This window comes from Pseudomonas sp. (genome assembly GCF_035512415.1).
Lineage (GTDB): Bacteria > Pseudomonadota > Gammaproteobacteria > Pseudomonadales > Pseudomonadaceae > Aquipseudomonas.
The window spans coordinates 11,967-29,456 of the sequence record NZ_DATKDZ010000029.1; the positions used below are offsets into that span (position 1 = coordinate 11,967).

The window sequence follows — 17,490 nt, forward strand, 5'->3', positions numbered from 1 at the left end:
CCGGGCCCGTTCCACGCGAATTTCTCGATGAGTTGGCCAGATGCAAGCAGTCAAACCAGGCCGGGTGCGTTACTCCATCCTGCTGATGCTGTTCCTCGTCACCACGGTCACCTTTGCCGACCGCTCCAGCCTGTCGATTGCCGGTGCCGCGCTGCAGGCGGACCTGGGCATCGATGCGGTGATGCTCGGCTATATTTTTTCGGCGTTCGGCTGGGCCTATGTGATCGGGCAGATTCCCGGTGGTTGGCTGTTTGATCGCTTCGGGGCCAAGCGCGTCTATTTCATCACCCTGTTGTGCTGGTCGCTGTTCACCCTGTTGCAGGGCTTTGTCGACATGCTGCCGCTGGCCTGGTCAATCGTCAGCCTGTTTCTTCTGCGCCTGGCGGTAGGCTTTGCCGGGGCACCGTGCTTTCCCGGCAATGCACGGATCATCGCCGCCTGGTTTCCCACCCGCGAGCGGGCCACCGCCACCGCCATGTCGACGTCGGCGCAATATGCCGCCACTGCGGTATTCGCCCCGCTGATGGGCTGGGTGGTTCAGGACATGGGCTGGCAGTATGTGTTTTTTGTGTTGGGCGGCCTGGGCCTGCTGCTCTGTGGCGTGTGGCTCAAGCTGATGCATGGCCCGCGTGAGCATCCACAGCTGGGTGAGGCCGAGTTCGCCTATATCGAAGCCGGTGGTGCGCTGATCGACCTGGCCCCACGGCCTGCCGGCGCGGGTGGTTCACAGTGGCGCTACCTCAAGTTGCTGCTGACCCAGCGCACGCTGGTCGGCCTGTACCTGGGCCAGTACTGCAACAACGCCATTACCTATTTCTTCCTCACCTGGTTTCCCGTGTATCTGGTGCAGGCGCGCGGTATGACCATTCTCGCCGCCGGCTTTGCCGCCTCGCTGCCGGCGATCAGTGGTTTTGTCGGCGGCGTGCTCGGTGGGCTGGTCTCGGACGGTCTGCTGCGCCGCGGCTATTCCCTGACCCTGGCGCGCAAGTTGCCCATCGTCGTCGGCATGCTGCTGGCCAGCTGCATCGTGCTGAGCATTCATGTTGAAAGTGATAGTGCAGTGATCGCCCTGATGGCCCTGGCGTTCTTTGGCAAAGGCTTCGGTTCCCTCGGCTGGACCCTGGTGGCCGACACCTCGCCGCGGCAGATCGTCGGCCTGTCCGGCGGGCTGTTCAATACCTTCGGCAACCTGGCCGCGATCACCACGCCTATTGTGGTTGGTTACCTGGTCAGCCTCACCGGTTCGTTTGACGCGGCGCTTGTCTATGTGGGTGCCAACGCTTTGCTGGCGGTAATCAGTTATCTGTTTATCGTCGGTCGTATTCACAGGATCGAGCTGGACGAGCCGCCAGGCCCTGCGTCCAGTTCGCACGCCTGATCCGTACTAGAGGAGTAGATGTCCATGCAGTTGATTCCCCATCAGGATTCGCCGCGCTATATCCGCCTGCACCCAGCCGACAACGTCGGTGTGGTGGTCAATGAGCAGGGCGTGGCCAAGGGCGGCCGCTTTGCCGATGGCCTGGAGGCCGTCGAGGGTATTCCGCAGAGCCATAAGGTGGCCTTGCAGGACATCGCCGTGGGCGGCGACGTGGTGCGTTACGGCGAGGTGATCGGGTACGCCCTGGAACCCATCGCCGCCGGGCGCTGGGTGACCGAAGCGCAACTGCGCATGCCGGAGCCGCCGGCCCTGGATAACCTGCCCAAGGCGACCTTGCCGGCTGCACCGGTCGAACCTCTTACGGGTTACACCTTCGAGGGTTTCCGCAACCTGGACGGCAGCGTCGGCACGCGCAATATCCTTGGCGTGACCACCACGGTGCAGTGCGTGGTCGGGGTACTTGGCCACTGTGTCGAGCGGGTGCGCAAGGAGCTGCTGCCCAAGTACCCGTATGTCGATGACGTGGTCGCGCTGTCGCACAGCTATGGCTGCGGCGTGGCGATCAATGCGCCTGATGCGGTGGTGCCGATTCGCACGCTGTACAACATCAGCCGCAATCCCAACCTCGGCGGCCAGGCGCTGGTGATCAGCCTCGGCTGCGAGAAGCTGCAGGCCAGCCAGTTGATGGATGGCGACCAGTTAACCAATGGCATGGACGAGGAGGAGTGGCTGTTCCGCCTGCAGGATTCCAGCAACGGCTTTGCCGGCATGGTCGAGCAGATCATGGCGATGATCGAGGCTCGCCTGCAGGTGCTTAACCAGCGCCGCCGCGAGACAGTGCCGGCGTCTGAATTGTCTGTGGGGATGCAGTGTGGCGGCAGCGATGCGTTTTCCGGCATCACCGCCAACCCGGCCCTCGGTGTGGCCGCCGATCTGCTGGTGCGCGCCGGTGCCACGGTGATGTTCTCCGAGAACACCGAGGTGCGTGACGGCATCCACCTGCTTACTCCGCGCGCGGCTTCTGTGGAAATCGCCGATGCACTGATCCGCGAGATGGACTGGTACGACCGCTACCTGCAGCGCGGCATGGCCGATCGCAGCGCCAACACCACGCCGGGCAACAAGAAGGGCGGGCTGAACAATATCGTGGAAAAGGCCATGGGCTCGATTGCCAAGTCCGGCTCCAGCCCCATCGCCGGGGTGGTCTCGCCGGGCGAGCGCGTACGCGGCAAAGGCCTGTGGTTCTGCGCCACGCCGGCCAGCGACTTTATCTGCGGCACCCTGCAAATCGCCGCAGGGATGAATCTGCATATCTTCACCACCGGTCGCGGCACGCCCTACGGCCTGGCCATGGTGCCGGTGATCAAGGTCGCCACCCGCACCCAGCTGGCCGAGCGCTGGCCGGACCTGATCGATGTGGATTCCGGGCAGATCACCTCGGGGCGCATGACTCTGGACGAGATGGGTTGGCATATCTTCCAGCTGTACCTGGATGTCGCCAGCGGCAAGCAACAAACCTGGGCCGAAAAGCACAGGCTGCACAACGATCTGACCCTGTTCAATCCGGCTCCGGTGACTTGAGATGAGCGGATTATCCGCAGCGCTGTTGCAGGCCCTGCACGCGGTGGTGGGCGATGCTGGCCTGATCACCGATGCCGAGCGCATGCGCAGCTACCTCAGCGACTGGCGCAACGCTTACCAGGGGCGGGCCGCGATGGTGCTGCGCCCGGCGAGCAGCGAGGAGGTTGCCGCGGTGGTGCGCCTGTGCCACGAGGCCGGCGTCGCGATCGTGCCGCAGGGTGGCAATACCGGCCTGTGTGGCGGCTCGATTCCCGATGCTTCGGGCACCCAGGTGGTGCTGTCGCTAACCCGCATGGCACGTATCCGCGCCGTCGATATTGGCAACGAAACCATTACCGTCGAGGCTGGGGTAATCCTCCAGCGTCTGCAGGAGGCGGCCGCCGAGGTCGGCAGGTTGTTCCCCCTGTCGCTCGGTGCCGAAGGCAGTTGCACCGTGGGCGGCAATCTGGCGACCAACGCCGGCGGTACCGCCGTGCTGCGTTACGGCAATATGCGCGACCTGGTGCTGGGCCTCGAAGTGGTATTGCCCGACGGGCGCATCTGGAACGGCCTGCGTGGCCTGCGCAAGGACAACACCGGCTACGACCTCAAGCAGCTGTTTATTGGTGCCGAGGGCACCCTGGGGATCATCACCGCCGCCGTGCTCAAGCTGTTTCCCGCCGTGCGTAGCCTGACCACTGCCTGGGTGGCGCTGCCTAGCCCGCAGGCGGCGGTTGAACTGATCGGGCAGATGCGCGGTTTGTGTGGCGACCGCCTCAGCGGCTTCGAGCTGATGTCGCGGCAGAGCCTGGAGTTTGTCCTACGGCATGTGGTCGGTTGCAGTGACCCTTGCGCCGAGGAACATCCCTGGTATGTGCTGATCGAACTTAGCGATACCCAGGTCGACGCGCCCTTGAGCGCGTTGCTGGAGCAGGGGCTTGGCGAGGCCCTCGAACATGGGCTGATCCTTGATGCCGTGATTGCCAGCAGCGAGGCGCAAGTCGCCGCGCTATGGGCGCTGCGTGAAGGCATCTCGGAGGCGCAGAACCATGAAGGGCCGAGCCTCAAACACGATATCAGTGTGCCGGTCAGCAGCATTCCGGCCTTTATCGACGCCACCGACCGGCGTCTGCTGGAAGACTTTCCCGGTGTACGCATCGTGGCCTATGGGCATGTCGGTGACGGCAACCTGCATTACAACATCAGCAAACCGCTGGGGACTGAGGACGCCGTGTTCAAGGCGCAGAGCGAGGCGATCATGCGGCTTATCTACGACTCGACCGCCGCCTTCGACGGCAGTATCAGCGCCGAACATGGCCTGGGCCAGGCCAAGCGTGAGGCGGCCAGACGCTACAAGGACCCGCTGGAACTGGAGCTGATGCGCAGCATAAAGCAAACCCTGGACCCGGCCGGGCTGATGAACCCCGGCAAGCTGCTGTGAACCCCGCAATCGAGGCAAGAGCCCCCATGGTTAAACCCCAAGTGTTACAGATCGGCCCGCTAAGCGAACGCTTCAACCGTGCGTTGGCCGATCATTACGAGGTGACTGCGCTATGGCGGCAGGCCGAGCCCCTGGCCTTTCTGCGCGAGCAGGGCGAACAGTTCGAGTTGCTGGTCTCTTCGGCCCGCTTCGGCTGCAGCGCCGAGCAGCTGCAGTGCCTGCCGAACCTGCGGGCCATCTGCAGCTTTGGCGTGGGTTACGACCCCTATCCGCTGGAGCTGTTGCGTGATCGCGGCATCGTCATCAGCACCACCCCGGATGTGCTCAACGATTGCGTGGCTGACCTGGCCATGGGCCTGATTATCGACACGGCGCGGCGTATGTCGGAAAGCGACCGCTTTGTCCGCGCCGGTAACTGGGTCGATGGTGCTTTTCCGCTGGCGCGCAAAGTCAGCGGCAAGCGTTTGGGTATCGTCGGCCTTGGCCGGATTGGTGAGGCCGTGGTGCAGCGCGCCAGTGGCTTTGCCATGGCGGTGCGTTACCACAACCGCAAGCCGCTTGCCGATTGCCCCCATGCTTATGAGGCCAATCTGATCGAATTGGCGCGCTGGGCAGATTTTCTTGTGCTGACATGCCCAGGTGGTGCGTCTACCCAGCACCTGATCGGCCGCGAGGTGCTCGAGGCTCTGGGGCCGGACGGCATTTTGATCAATGTCGCGCGCGGTTCGGTGGTCGATGAGCCGGCGCTAATCGCCGCCCTGCGCAGCGGGGCCCTCGGCGCTGTCGGGCTGGATGTGTACGCGGCCGAACCGCAGGTACCGCTGGCGCTGCGCGAGCTGGATAACGTGGTGCTGCTGCCGCATATCGGTAGCGGCAGCGAAGAAACCCGGTTGCAGATGGAAGAGCTGGTGCTGGCCAATCTGCAGGCCTTTCTCGAACACGGCGAGCTGCTCACGCCCCTGTGAGCAGCTGCTGTAGCCCATATGCGTTTCGGCTGTCGCCGCCTCGCCTATAACCCGGTTGGGCCACAAGCCTGCGCCGGGTCTCTCCAAAAGTCGTTCTCGACACCCCCGCAACGGCGCGCCACAAGCGCGCCGTTTTTTGGTTATGCGCCCGTTAACTGTTGCACGATTTTCTGGCTTACGCCGATTAGTCCCCTCGCCCCTTCGGGGAGAGGGTTAGGGTGAGGGGCCGTGCTATCCGAGCCTGCACAACTGGCGGTTTTACCCCCTAGTTTCTTAGTTCGGAGGGTGCTAGTACATTTCGGCAAAACTGCCTGAATTAGGCCGGTTTGCTCCTCTACAAGCCCTCATCCGAACGCGGCCCACCCCAGACCCTCTCCCGGAGGGCGAGGGGAGCAAGTCGCGCCTTGGGTACATAGCCTTTTGAGCGGGTTGCTTAGGGCAGCTTCTCCAGGGCCGTGCAGCTGGCCGGGTAGTTCTGCTGGCAGGCGCTCTGGAACAGGCGGCGGGCCTGGGCGGGGTCGTGTGCAACGCCTTGTTCGCCACGCAGGTAGAGGTTGCCGAGGATATGCTGGGCCATCGGGTTGCCACCGGCGGCAGACTGGTTGAGGTACTTGAGCATCTGCGTCGGGTTGTTGAAATCCGGGTTGTCGCGGCCGGTATAGAGGTAGGCCAGGCTGACCGCCGCCATGGCGTGGCCCTTGTCGGCGGCGAGCTTCCACCAGTACTCGGCTTGCTTGAGGTCCTTTTGCGGTTTGCCGACAAAATACAGGCTGCCGAGCTGGAACTGGCTGTCGAGATCGCCGCGATTGGCCTGTGCCAGCAGCCGCGCCTGGTCGCTGGTATCAACACTGGCGGGTTGTTGTGTCTGGCCTGTCTCGGGGGCTTGCGGGGCGGTGGTCTGGCTGGCGCAGCCGGCCACTAGCAGGGCGGCGCAGAGCAGGGCGAAGGGCAGCGGGCGGACCCAGAGGGCGCGTGTCATGGGCATTCCTTGTGCAGGTTGGCGGGTGTAGGGTTGTGCACCTGTCGTCTGGCGGCGCTGTGGGCAGTATCGGGCAAAAGACCTCGGCTGCGGGCGCAAGTTGCGTCGTCGGCCGTTGGCTGCTGCTGGAGCGGGTTCGCCAGCGCCATGGGCGGTAGGCAGAATTCATCTCAGTTTGTCGCCTCAGGCGTTTCCCTGGCTGCGCGGAGCTGCGATTCTTGGCGGACAGGTGCGGTGCGCCAACAGCTTTCCGAGGTATTTATGCAGATCAGTTCCGACTTCGACAGCGGCAATATCGAGGTTATCGACGCCAGCAACCCGCAGCAGGTGCGGTTGGCCATTCGTCCCGATCTCAACAGCGGGCATTTCCAGTGGTTCCACTTCAAGGTCGAGGGCCTGCAGCCCGGTCAGCGTTACGGCTTCAGCCTGGGCAATGCCGGGCAGTCGTCCTATCCCCGCGCCTGGGACGGCTATCACGCCGTGGCTTCCTACGATCAGCTCAACTGGTTTCGCGTGCCCAGCCGCTTTGAAGACGGTGCGCTGAATTTCGACATCGAGCCGCAGCACGGGCAGATCTGGTTCGCCTACTTCGAACCCTACAGCCGCGAGCGCCATGGCCGGCTGATCGAGCAGGCGTTGAGCCAGGCCGGTGCCGAGCTGTTCGCCACCGGTAAAAGCATTGAGGGGCGCGATATCCAGGTGCTGCGCATCAGCCGCAACCCCGCGGCCCAGCGGCGGATCTGGGTCATCGCCCAGCAGCACCCCGGCGAGCATATGGCCGAGTGGTTTATCCAGGGGCTGATCGAGCGTCTACAGCGGCGCGACGATGCCGAGCTGAATAGCTTGCTGGCGCAGGCCGATCTGTATCTGGTGCCGAATATGAATCCCGACGGTGCCTTTCGCGGCCATCTGCGCACCAATGCCGCCGGTTGCGACCTCAATCGCGCCTGGCAGTCAGCCTGCACAGCGCAAAGCCCCGAGGTGTTCTTCGTTCAGCAACTGATGCGCCAGGTCGGCGTCGACCTGTTTCTGGATATCCACGGCGACGAGGAAATCCCCCATGTGTTTGTCGCCGGCTGCGCAGGCAACCCCGGCTTTAGCCCGCGCCTGGCACTGCTCGAGGATGATTTCCGCCACCGCCTGCTGGCGCAGGGAGCCGAATTCCAGACCACCTTCGGCTACACCCCCAACCAGTTTGGCCAGGCCAATACCAGCCTGGCCTGCAATGCGGTGGGGATGGAGTTCGATTGCCTGGCCTTCACCATCGAAATGCCGTTCAAGGATCACGACGACAACCCCAACCCGCAGACCGGCTGGAACGGTGAACGCTCCATGCGTTTGGGCCAGGATGTACTCAGTGTGGCGGCGGCGATGGTGGGTGGGTTGCGCTGAGACAACAGACAAAACGCTATGCCCCGCACTGTGCGGTGTTCAGGCCCCTCACGTCGTAGGGTGACGCGGGGCCGCCCAGGCCGTGCGCACCGAGGCTGGCTGCAGATTCCTGGTGCGCACAGCACACCCTACTTATGCGTGCTCTCCAGCAGTGTCACTCTTCCCCAGGCGTTCCATGTGACGCGTATAAAAAAGCCCGTCGCAAGGACGGGCTGAAGGTTACACACACAAGGAGTAATCAGACGCGGGTACAGCGGTGAATCAGAGGATCGACAGCGGGTAGTTGAAGATCAGACGGTTCTCGTCGAACTCGGTGGTGCTGTAGTCGCGACGGATGCTGGCGTTGCGCCATTTCATGTTGAGGTTCTTCAAAGTACCGCTCGGCACGGTGTAGGCCAGCTCGGTTTCGCGGCCCCATTCCTTGCCGTCGTTGGTGCTCGCGGTGTGCACGTTGTCGCCGCTGATATAGCGGTTCATCAGGGTCAGGCCGGGGATGCCGGCTGCGCTGAAGTTGTAGTCGTGGCGCACCTGCCAGGAGCGTTCCTTGGCGTTGTCGTAGCTGGAGTTGAAGCTGTCGTTGGCCAGGGTGCCGCCGCTGGTGCCATTGACGCGCATCCAGCCGGTGTCGCCGCTGACTTTCTGCAGGCCGACATAGAAGGTGTTGCTGCCGATCTTGGCCGAGAACAGCCCGGAGTAGGTCTTGTTGTCCAGCTCGCCGGCGCGCTCGCTGCCGTCTTCAGTGCCCTGGAAGTAGCCGAGGTTGGCCCCGAAGGTCCAGTCGCCGACCGGTTGGCTGTGCATCAGTTGCAGGTACTGCTGGTTGTAAACGTCCTTCAGCTCGGCATTCCACAGGCCGATCAGGGTGCGGTCCTGGTTGAACTTGTATTCGCCGCCGGCGAAGTTAAAGCGATCCGACAATCCGCCGCCGTAGCTCATGTCTTCCATGCTGGCGTTGTTGCGTTCGCTGTTCTGGCGGAACTGGCCACCGTAGAGGGTCAGGCCGGCGATCTCGTTGGAGGTCAGCTGGGCACCCTGGAAGGTTTGTGGCAGCGAGCGGCCGTCGTCTGAACGCAGAATTGGCAGCACCGCCATCCATTCGCCGACCTTCAGCTCGGTCTTCGACAGCTTGGCTTTGCCGGCCAGGGCCAGGCGGCCGTAGCTGTCTGCCGGGCGACCTTCGTCATGCACCGGCAGCAGGCCGGTGTTGCGCGTGCCGCGGCCGCCATCAAGCTTGATGGCGCCCATGGCCAGTGCATCCAGGCCGAAACCCACGGTGCCCTGGGTAAAGCCGGAGCGCGCGTCGAGGATCATGCTCTGGGTCCACTCTTCGGCTTTGCTCTGTGAGTGGGCCGGGTCGACGAAGTTGCGGTTGATATAGAAGTTGCGCAGGCCGAGGGTGACTTTGGCATCGTCGGTGAAGCCGGCAGCCTGGCTGCTGAGTGGCAGGGCGAGGGCCATGCTGCCTGCGCTGAGCAGGGCGAGCGAGAGGGCATTGCGTGCAATCATTGTTATTGTGCTCCCATTTTTGAACAAGCCGTCCCCTGCCTGCCTTGAATAGCCAGCGGCGAGCGAAAGGAACGAGTGAGTTGCCCCATGCCAGGGCGACAGGCGTGTCCGCGGTCGGAACACACCTCTGCTTCGGGCTTAGCCGTCGGCGAATGCGGGGTATCTGTGCGGGTGTCGCTGGGGCGTTTTGCGGGCGCGCCGCAAAGCGGGGCCGGCCGGGAGGGGCGAGAAGCGAGCCGATGCAGCGAGGGCAACAGTCGTCATGGTAGGGCCTTGTTTTTGTTTTTATGATTAGTCATATGTTGTCGTACAACTTTGGCTGGATTATCGACAGCCTTACCAGGCTTTGTCAACGCGTCCCTAGACGAAAGTTTAATAAGAAAAATCTCTGGCAGTTCACCTTGTTCGCTGCGTTGTATGCGTATTTAGCGGGTTATAGCGATGATTTATACGACCTTCGCGGTTACTGCAGGCGTTGCAGAAGGCCGCCGGCAGTGTTGACGGCAGGTGCTCTTTTGCGCGGAACAGGCTGTTATTGCTGGATTTGTTGTGCGATAACGTACGACAAAATTGAGCAGTTTATGTTCGACAGACCTATGGGAGACGCCTATGCCGCACTGCCTTATCGAGGGCTCGCAAAGCCTGACGCAACTGATCACACCGGCCGAACTGCTCGGTGTTGTCGAGGACGCGGCGGCCGCCACCCAGTTGTTCCAGCCGGGGGAGGTCAAGCTGCGTCTGAGCCTGTATGAGCATTTCAGTGTGGGCGGCACTCAGGAGGATTTTGTTCACCTGATTTTCTACATCCTTGCCGGGCGCACGGATGAGCAGAAGCGCCTGCTGTCACGGCAGATCGTGCGGGCGCTGGTCGAGCGCTTGCCGAGCGTCAATGCGGTGTCGCTGGATGTGCGTGATATCGATCGCGAGGTGTTCAGCAATCGGCGCAGTTGTCTGCTGCCGGACTGAGCCGGTGACATTCGCCTGGGGCTGAAATAGAGTGCCGGGCACATACTCAGGCAGAGGTCTTTATGCAGCTGGCGGCCCCGATTCCCATTCTGCGCAGCTTCGATGAAGCCAAGGCGCGGGCGTTTTACTGCGAGTTTCTGGGCTTTAGCGAGGATTGGGCGCATCGCTTCGAGGCGGGCTTGCCGCTTTATCTGCAAGTGTCCAGGGCGGGGTGCGTGCTGCATCTGTCCGAACACCACGGCGATTGCTGCCCAGGTGCGGCGCTGCGGATCAGCGTCGATGATCTGGATGCCCTGCACGCCGAGCTGGCGGCGCGGGTGTATGGCAATGCGCGGCCCGGTATCACCAACCAGCCCTGGGGGCGTGATATGACGGTGACCGATCCGTTTGGTAATCGGCTGATTTTTACTGATATTCGCGCGGCTTAACCGCGCGAATCAGGCTGCGCCAACCGGCTGGTCGGCGCTGCACTGGCTACTTCAGCCGCGGTAGTAGCGCTGCGGCACAAACGGGGTTTTGGCCACTTTCATCGCCACGCGCTTGCCGCGCACCATGGCCCATACCTCGGTATCCACGGCGATATGGCTGCTCTGCAGATAACCCATGGCCACCGGGGCAGCCAGGGTTGGGCCGAAGCCACCGCTGCAGACGGTACCGATCACCGTGCCGTCGGCATTAACAATTTCCGCGCCTTCACGTACCGGTACACGTTCCTGCGGCAGCAGGCCGACGCGCTTGCTGGCAACGCCTTGCTGTTGCTGGGCGAAGATCCTCTCGGCACCGGGGAAGCCGCCAGCACGTGCGCCATCGGCGCGGCGTGGCTTGGACATGGCCCACAGCAGGCTGGCCTCGATCGGTGTGGTGCTGCTGCTCATATCGTGGCCATACAGGCACAGACCGGCTTCCAGGCGCAGCGAGTCGCGGGCACCAAGGCCGATGGCGGCCACTTCCGGTTCGGCCAGCAGGCTGCGCGCCAGGGTTTCGGCGTGGGCGGCCGGCAGCGAGATTTCAAAGCCGTCTTCGCCGGTGTAGCCGGAGCGGCTGACGTAGCAGTCGACACCCAGCAGACGCACTGGGGCGAATTGCATAAAGGTCATCTTGGCTACTTCTGGGGCCAGGCGTGCGAGTACGTCGACGGCTTTTGGGCCTTGCAGGGCGAGCAGGGCGCGGTCGAAACAGGCTTCGATCTGGCACTGGCTGGAGATCTGCAGTTGCAGGTGCATCAAGTCCTTGTGCTTGCAGGCCGCGTTGACCACCAGAAACAGGGTGTCGTTACCCAGGTTGGCGACCATCAGGTCGTCGAGGATGCCGCCCTGGTCATCGGTGAACATGGCGTAACGCTGCATGCCCACGGGCAGGTCGATGATGTCCACTGGCACCAGGCGCTCCAGGGCCTGCGCCGCCTGCGGGCCGCGCAGAATGATCTGACCCATATGCGAGACGTCGAACAGGCCGGCGGCTTCGCGGGTGTGCAGGTGTTCCTTCATCACCCCGAGCGGGTACTGCACCGGCATGTCGTAGCCGGCGAACGGCACCATGCGCGCGCCCAGTTCGAGATGCAGGGCATGTAGCGGGGTTTTCGCCAGGGTTTCAGTGGTCATGCGGTTCTCCATAAATGTTGTGGGTGGGGTCTATATCGACCCCTCTCCCTAGCCCTCTCCCCAGAGGGGCGAGGGGATGGTTTCAGGGGTGTGGCGTAGGGCGGCGGCAATCTGCGAGCCCGCAATTGCGAATCAGCACTCGACAATATTTACGGCCAGGCCGCCGCGGGCGGTTTCCTTGTACTTGTTGTTCATGTCGGCACCGGTCTGGCGCATGGTGCGGATCACTTTATCCAGCGAAACGAAGTGTTGACCGTCACCGCGCAGGGCCATGCGTGCGGCGTTGATCGCCTTCACCGAGCCCATGGCGTTGCGCTCGATACACGGCACCTGAACCAGGCCGCCAATGGGGTCGCAGGTCAGTCCGAGGTTGTGCTCCATGCCGATCTCGGCGGCGTTTTCCACCTGATTGACGCTGCCGCCGAGCACTTCGCACAAGGCACCGGCAGCCATCGAACAGGCCACGCCGACCTCGCCCTGGCAGCCCACTTCGGCACCGGAGATCGAAGCGTTTTCTTTGTAGAGGATGCCGATGGCGGCGGCGGTGAGCAGAAAGCGCACCACGCCGTCGTCGTTGGAACTGGGGATAAAGCGGCTGTAGTAATGCAGCACCGCCGGCACGATACCGGCCGCGCCATTGGTGGGTGCAGTGACCACGCGACCGCCGCTGGCGTTTTCCTCATTCACCGCGAGGGCGTAGAGGTTGACCCAGTCGAGCACGCTCAGGGCATCGCGTAGGCTGGCTTCCGGGTGTTTGCACAGTTGGCGGTGCAGGTCGGCGGCGCGGCGTTTGACCTTGAGGCCGCCGGGCATGATGCCTTCGTTGCGACAACCGGCCTCGACGCAATCCTGCATCACCTGCCAGATATGCAGCAGGCGCGCGCGGGTTTCGGCTTCCGGACGCCAGGCGGCTTCGTTGGCCAGCATCACCTGGCTGATCGACAGCTTGTGCTCGGCGCAGTGGGCCAGCAGCTGTTTGCCGGTGGTAAAGGGGTATTGCAGCACGGTGCTGTCTTCGACGATGCGGTCGGCACCGGCGGCTTGTTCATCGACGACAAAACCGCCGCCGACTGAGTAGTACTCGCGCGAGCGGATCTGCAAGCCGGCGGCGTCAAAGGCGCGGAAGATCATGCCATTGGGGTGAAAGGGCAGCGGCTTGCGGATCATCGCCAGGTGCTGTTTTTCGACAAAACGGATGGGCTTTTCGCCGAGCAGATTGAGTTCACCGCTGCTGCGAATCGCCGCCAGGCGGGCGTCGACGGTATTGGTGTCGACGCTGTCCGGCTGTTCGCCTTCCAGGCCGAGCAGCACGGCTTTATCGCTGCCATGGCCCTTGCCGGTAGCGCCGAGGGAGCCGTACAGCTCGACTTTTACCGAGTCGGTGGCGGCCAGTAAGTCATCGCGGCGCAGGCCTTCGGCAAAGCGCAGGGCGGCCAGCATCGGGCCGACCGTGTGCGAGCTGGAAGGGCCGATGCCGATCTTGAATAGGTCAAAAACGCTTAGTGCCATGGTTAACTCCAGGGTGCGTCAGGCTTTCCCCGAGGGGAGAGGGGGCAAGAGCGGTGGCGCAGGCGTTATCTAGTTAGCGTAGACCGGGAAGCTGGCGCATAAGTCCGCAACCTGACCACGAACGCGTTCGATCACGGCCGGGTTTTCCAAGTCGTCGAGGATGTCGCAGATCCAGCCGGCCAGGGTGCGGCACTCGCTCTGCTTGAAACCGCGGGTGGTGACTGCCGGGGTGCCGATGCGGATGCCGGAGGTGACAAACGGCGACTGCGGGTCGTTCGGCACGGCGTTTTTGTTTACCGTGATATGCGCTGCGCCCAGGGCTGCGTCGGCGGCCTTGCCAGTGAGGCCCTGCTTGATCAGGCTGACCAGCATCAGGTGGTTGTCGGTGCCGCCGGAGACCACGTCATAGTCGCGCGCAACGAAGACCTCGGCCATTGTCCGGGCGTTGTTGATCACCTGCTGCTGGTAGGCCTTGAAGCCTGGCTCCAGCGCTTCCTTGAAGCACACGGCCTTGGCCGCAATCACATGCATCAGCGGGCCGCCCTGGCTGCCGGGGAAGACGGCGGAGTTGAGCTTCTTCTCGATCTCTTCATTGGCCTTGGCCAGGATCAAGCCGCCACGCGGGCCGCGCAGGGTTTTGTGGGTGGTGGTGGTCACCACATCGGCAAACGGCAGCGGATTCGGATACAGGCCGGCTGCCACCAGGCCAGCAACGTGGGCCATATCGACAAACAGCAGGGCCCCTACCTGGTCGGCGATGGCGCGGAAACGGGCGAAGTCCAGGGTGCGCGAATAGGCGCTGAAACCGGCGACGATCATCTTCGGTTTGTGCTCGACGGCCAGGCGCTCGACCTCGGCGTAATCGATCAGACCCTGTTCGTCGATGCCGTACTGCACGGCGTTGTACAGCTTGCCGGAGGACGACACCTTGGCACCGTGGGTCAGGCCGCTGCCCTGGGCCTGCATGACGCGCTGGCTGCAATAGTTTTCCGAGGCAATCAGCTCGATATGGTCTTCCTGGCGCTGCTCTTCGGCGTTGATCGCGGCGAGCAGGGCGTCATCGTAGCCTTGCAGTTGGTCGTGCTTGCTAAACATGGTGAGGCCCTCTGGTTTTTATATGAGGTGCAGCTAACCCGCCTCGGGTAGAGGTGAGTCGAAATTCTTGGGTAAACAAAACCGTAGGATGGGTCGGGCCGCGCAGGTTGAGCGCAGCGATACCCATCATTGCATCGCGTATGCCATTGATGGGTTACGCGGTGCGCGTAGATGGGTGTTAGCAATGCGAGAGGTGTCCCGCACCGCTAACCCATCCTACGGGTGTAGGTTGCAGCCTTAGGCTTCCTGATACGCCTCGATGGACGGGCAGGCGCAGATCAGGTTGCGGTCGCCGAACACGTTGTCCACGCGGCCGACCGGCGGCCAGTACTTGGCTTCGATCAGGCTGGCCACCGGGTACACGGCCTGCTCGCGGCTGTAAGCGTGGGTCCACTCGCCGACCAGTTCCAGGGCGGTGTGCGGGGCGTTTTTCAGCGGGTTGTCGTTGGCATCCAGCTGGCCAGCTTCCACCGCACGAATCTCGTTGCGGATGGCGATCATGGCGTCGCAGAAGCGGTCCAGTTCTTCTTTGGATTCGCTTTCAGTCGGCTCGATCATCAAGGTGCCAGCCACCGGGAAGGACATGGTCGGGGCGTGGAAGCCGAAGTCGATCAGGCGCTTGGCCACGTCATCAACGCTGATGCCGCTGCTGTCCTTGATCGGACGGATATCCAGAATGCACTCATGCGCTACCAGGCCGTTGCTGCCCGAATACAGCACGGGATAGTGCTCTTCCAGGCGGCGGGCGATGTAGTTGGCGTTGAGAATGGCCATCTGCGAAGCGCGCTTGAGGCCTTCACCGCCCATCATGCTGATATACATCCAGGTGATCGGCAGGATGCTGGCGCTGCCGAACGGCGCGGCGCTGACGGCACCTTCCTTACGGGCCATATGGCCATGGCCGGGCAGGAACGGAATCAGGTGCTCTTTCACGCCAATCGGGCCAACACCTGGGCCGCCACCGCCGTGGGGGATGCAGAAGGTCTTGTGCAGGTTCAGGTGCGACACGTCGCCGCCGAACTTGCCCGGGGCGCAGAGGCCGACCATGGCGTTCATGTTGGCGCCGTCGATATACACCTGACCGCCGTTGTCGTGGACGATCTGGGCGATCTCGCGGATGCCTTCCTCGAACACGCCGTGGGTCGACGGGTAGGTGATCATGATCGCGGCCAGACGCTCTTTATGCTCTTCGGCCTTGGCCTTGAGGTCGGCGATGTCGACGTTGCCGCTGCTGTCGCAGGCGGTCACCACCACGCGCATACCGGCCATGCTGGCGGTCGCCGGGTTGGTGCCGTGGGCCGATTGCGGGATCAGGCAGATATCGCGCTGATCATCGCCGCGACTCAGGTGATAAGCACGAATGGCCAAGAGACCGGCGTACTCGCCCTGGGAGCCGGCGTTCGGCTGCAGGGAGATGCCGTCGTAACCGGTGGCCGCGCAGAGCATGGCTTCCAGTTCGGTGGTCAGCTGGGTGTAACCCAGGCTCTGTTCGGCCGGAGCGAAGGGGTGCAGGTTGCCGAACTCGGCCCAGGTCACCGGGATCATTTCGCTGGCGGCGTTGAGCTTCATGGTGCAAGAGCCCAGCGGAATCATGCTGCGGTCCAGCGCCAGGTCCTTGTCGGCCAGTTTGCGCAGATAGCGCATCAGCTCGGTTTCCGAGTGGTAGCGATTGAACACTGGGTGAGTGAGGATTTCGCTTTCGCGCAGCAGGCCTTTTGGCAGCTGGGCGATTACGCCGGCCGCCAGCTCGGCGAATGCCGGAACGGCCTTGCCTTCGGCAAATACCGCGAGCAGCGCTTCGACTGCGGCCTGGTCGCTGGTTTCGTCCAGGGACAGACCCAGACGCTCGCCGTCGACTTCACGCAGGTTGATCCCGGCCTTGCGCGCAGCAGCGTGCAGGGCAGCGGTTTTGCCGCCGGTGGCCAGGGTCAGGGTGTCGAAGAAGAATTCCTGCTCAACGCTGTAACCCAGGGCGCGCAGGCCCTTGGCCAGAATGGCGGTGAACTGGTGCACGCGCTGGGCGATCTGCGTCAGGCCTTTCGGGCCGTGGTACACGGCGTACATGCTGGCGATGTTGGCCAGCAGCACCTGAGCGGTACAGATGTTACTGGTGGCCTTCTCGCGGCGGATATGTTGCTCGCGGGTCTGCATGGCCAGGCGCAGGGCCGGCTTGCCGAAACGGTCGATCGACATGCCGACCAGACGGCCTGGCATATCGCGCTTGAACGCATCGCGGGTGGCGAAGTAGGCGGCGTGCGGGCCACCGAAACCCAGCGGCACACCAAAACGCTGGGCGCTGCCCAGGGCCACGTCGGCACCGAACTCGCCCGGCGGAGTGAGCAGGGTCAGGGCCAGCAGGTCAGCGGCGACGGCGACCAGGGCATTGGCGGCGTGGAAGCGCTCGACCAGTTCGCGGTAGTCGAAAATGTCGCCATTGCTCGCCGGGTACTGCAGCAGCGCGCCGAAGTAGGCGCTGGCATCGGTAATCGCGGTTTCGTCGCCGATCACCACTTCAATGCCCAGCGGCTCGGCGCGGGTGCGCAGCACGTCGAGGGTCTGCGGGTGGCAATGCTGGGAGGCGAAGAAGGCGTTGCTGGCCTTGTTCTTCGACAGACGCTTGCAGAAGGTCATGGCCTCAGCAGCGGCGGTGGCTTCATCGAGCAGGGAGGCGTTGGCGATCTGCATACCGGTAAGGTCGCTGATCAGGGTCTGGAAGTTCAGCAAGGATTCCAGGCGGCCTTGGGAAATCTCTGGCTGGTACGGGGTGTAGGCGGTGTACCAGGCCGGGTTTTCCAGCAGGTTGCGCAGGATCGGGCTTGGCGTGTGGGTGCCGTAGTAGCCCTGGCCGATAAAGGTCTTGAGCTGCTGGTTCTTGCCGGCGATGGTCTTGATCTTGGCCAGCGCGTCGGCTTCCGACAGGCCCGGCTGGGCACCCAGCACGCTGGTGCCCTTGATGCTCTCGGGGATGACGTTATCGGTCAGCGCGTCGATGCTGGCGTAGCCGAGCAGTTCGAGCATGGCAGCGGTATCGGCGTCACGTGGGCCGATATGGCGGGCGATAAATTCGTTCTGGGTGGTCAGCTTGGTCATCACAATCT

General features: G+C 63.2%; 13 protein-coding genes. 7 read left to right on the forward strand and 6 right to left on the reverse strand.

Translation table 11 applies throughout. The features are described from left to right. Positions 1 to 40: 40 nt before the first annotated feature. From VMP31_RS15120 to VMP31_RS15135, 4 genes are read left to right on the forward strand one after another with little or no spacing between them, the layout of a single operon-like run. Positions 41 to 1,378, forward strand: coding sequence for an MFS transporter (locus VMP31_RS15120; protein WP_325508480.1), 1,338 nt, complete (start codon positions 41 to 43; stop codon positions 1,376 to 1,378). A gap of 24 nt (positions 1,379 to 1,402) precedes the next feature. Further along, positions 1,403 to 2,959, forward strand: a complete 1,557-nt coding sequence (gene garD / locus VMP31_RS15125; RefSeq protein WP_325508482.1) for a galactarate dehydratase — start codon at positions 1,403 to 1,405, stop codon at positions 2,957 to 2,959. 1 nt (position 2,960) lies between these two features. Further along, positions 2,961 to 4,379 (forward strand): FAD-binding oxidoreductase, encoded by a 1,419-nt coding sequence (locus VMP31_RS15130; RefSeq protein WP_325508484.1) that lies wholly within the window; start codon positions 2,961 to 2,963, stop codon positions 4,377 to 4,379. A 26-nt stretch (positions 4,380 to 4,405) separates the two neighbouring features. Further along, positions 4,406 to 5,344, forward strand: coding sequence for a 2-hydroxyacid dehydrogenase (locus tag VMP31_RS15135; RefSeq protein WP_325508486.1), 939 nt, complete (start codon positions 4,406 to 4,408; stop codon positions 5,342 to 5,344). Positions 5,345 to 5,777: 433 nt separating this feature from the next. On the opposite strand, the gene VMP31_RS15140 is transcribed toward VMP31_RS15135, so the two are convergent. Continuing rightward, entirely contained in the window at positions 5,778 to 6,323 is a 546-nt protein-coding gene (locus VMP31_RS15140; RefSeq protein ID WP_325508488.1) for a tetratricopeptide repeat protein, read from the reverse strand. Between the two features lie 261 nt (positions 6,324 to 6,584). On the opposite strand from VMP31_RS15140, the gene VMP31_RS15145 reads away from it, so the two are divergent. Further along, the gene (locus VMP31_RS15145) at positions 6,585 to 7,715 is read left to right on the forward strand and encodes a M14 family metallopeptidase (protein ID WP_325508490.1); all 1,131 of its coding nucleotides are present in this window, start codon (positions 6,585 to 6,587) and stop codon (positions 7,713 to 7,715) included. Between the two features lie 261 nt (positions 7,716 to 7,976). On the opposite strand, the gene VMP31_RS15150 is transcribed toward VMP31_RS15145, so the two are convergent. Further along, positions 7,977 to 9,221, reverse strand: a complete 1,245-nt coding sequence (locus VMP31_RS15150) for an OprD family porin (RefSeq protein ID WP_325508492.1) — start codon at positions 9,219 to 9,221, stop codon at positions 7,977 to 7,979. A gap of 609 nt (positions 9,222 to 9,830) precedes the next feature. Between VMP31_RS15150 and VMP31_RS15155 the strand changes: the two genes are divergently transcribed. Continuing rightward, a complete protein-coding gene (locus VMP31_RS15155; RefSeq protein ID WP_325508493.1) occupies positions 9,831 to 10,187 on the forward strand; it encodes a 5-carboxymethyl-2-hydroxymuconate Delta-isomerase in 357 nt (118 codons plus the stop codon). A gap of 26 nt (positions 10,188 to 10,213) precedes the next feature. Next, on the forward strand, positions 10,214 to 10,615 hold the full coding sequence (locus VMP31_RS15160; RefSeq protein WP_325508646.1) for a glyoxalase superfamily protein: 402 nt from the start codon (positions 10,214 to 10,216) through the stop codon (positions 10,613 to 10,615). A gap of 51 nt (positions 10,616 to 10,666) precedes the next feature. Here VMP31_RS15160 and gcvT read toward each other — a convergent pair whose 3' ends face one another. From gcvT to gcvP, 4 genes are all read right to left on the reverse strand, one after another. Then, complete coding sequence (gene gcvT, locus VMP31_RS15165) at positions 10,667 to 11,788, reverse strand: glycine cleavage system aminomethyltransferase GcvT (protein ID WP_325508495.1); 1,122 nt, start codon at positions 11,786 to 11,788, stop codon at positions 10,667 to 10,669. Positions 11,789 to 11,920: 132 nt separating this feature from the next. Beyond that, positions 11,921 to 13,297: an L-serine ammonia-lyase gene (locus VMP31_RS15170; RefSeq protein ID WP_325508497.1), complete on the reverse strand. Its 1,377-nt coding sequence runs from the start codon at positions 13,295 to 13,297 to the stop codon at positions 11,921 to 11,923. A 69-nt stretch (positions 13,298 to 13,366) separates the two neighbouring features. Further along, positions 13,367 to 14,392, reverse strand: a complete 1,026-nt coding sequence (glyA, locus tag VMP31_RS15175; RefSeq protein ID WP_325508499.1) for a serine hydroxymethyltransferase — start codon at positions 14,390 to 14,392, stop codon at positions 13,367 to 13,369. 237 nt (positions 14,393 to 14,629) lie between these two features. Then, positions 14,630 to 17,482, reverse strand: coding sequence for an aminomethyl-transferring glycine dehydrogenase (gene gcvP / locus VMP31_RS15180; protein WP_325508501.1), 2,853 nt, complete (start codon positions 17,480 to 17,482; stop codon positions 14,630 to 14,632). Between the last annotated feature and the right edge of the window lie 8 nt (positions 17,483 to 17,490).

Bases quoted from the DNA above. Each gene is read 5' to 3' on its own strand.
- VMP31_RS15145 (WP_325508490.1), top strand. From the start codon at position 6,585: ATGCAGATCAGTTCCGACTTCGACAGCGGCAATATCGAGGTTATCGAC.
- VMP31_RS15155 (WP_325508493.1), top strand. From the start codon at position 9,831: ATGCCGCACTGCCTTATCGAGGGCTCGCAAAGCCTGACGCAACTGATC.
- gcvP (WP_325508501.1), bottom strand. From the start codon at position 17,482: ATGACCAAGCTGACCACCCAGAACGAATTTATCGCCCGCCATATCGGC.
- VMP31_RS15130 (WP_325508484.1), top strand. From the start codon at position 2,961: ATGAGCGGATTATCCGCAGCGCTGTTGCAGGCCCTGCACGCGGTGGTG.
- VMP31_RS15170 (WP_325508497.1), bottom strand. From the start codon at position 13,297: ATGGCACTAAGCGTTTTTGACCTATTCAAGATCGGCATCGGCCCTTCC.
- VMP31_RS15140 (WP_325508488.1), bottom strand. From the start codon at position 6,323: ATGACACGCGCCCTCTGGGTCCGCCCGCTGCCCTTCGCCCTGCTCTGC.
- VMP31_RS15135 (WP_325508486.1), top strand. From the start codon at position 4,406: ATGGTTAAACCCCAAGTGTTACAGATCGGCCCGCTAAGCGAACGCTTC.
- garD (WP_325508482.1), top strand. From the start codon at position 1,403: ATGCAGTTGATTCCCCATCAGGATTCGCCGCGCTATATCCGCCTGCAC.
- glyA (WP_325508499.1), bottom strand. From the start codon at position 14,392: ATGTTTAGCAAGCACGACCAACTGCAAGGCTACGATGACGCCCTGCTC.
- VMP31_RS15120 (WP_325508480.1), top strand. From the start codon at position 41: ATGCAAGCAGTCAAACCAGGCCGGGTGCGTTACTCCATCCTGCTGATG.
- gcvT (WP_325508495.1), bottom strand. From the start codon at position 11,788: ATGACCACTGAAACCCTGGCGAAAACCCCGCTACATGCCCTGCATCTC.
- VMP31_RS15150 (WP_325508492.1), bottom strand. From the start codon at position 9,221: ATGATTGCACGCAATGCCCTCTCGCTCGCCCTGCTCAGCGCAGGCAGC.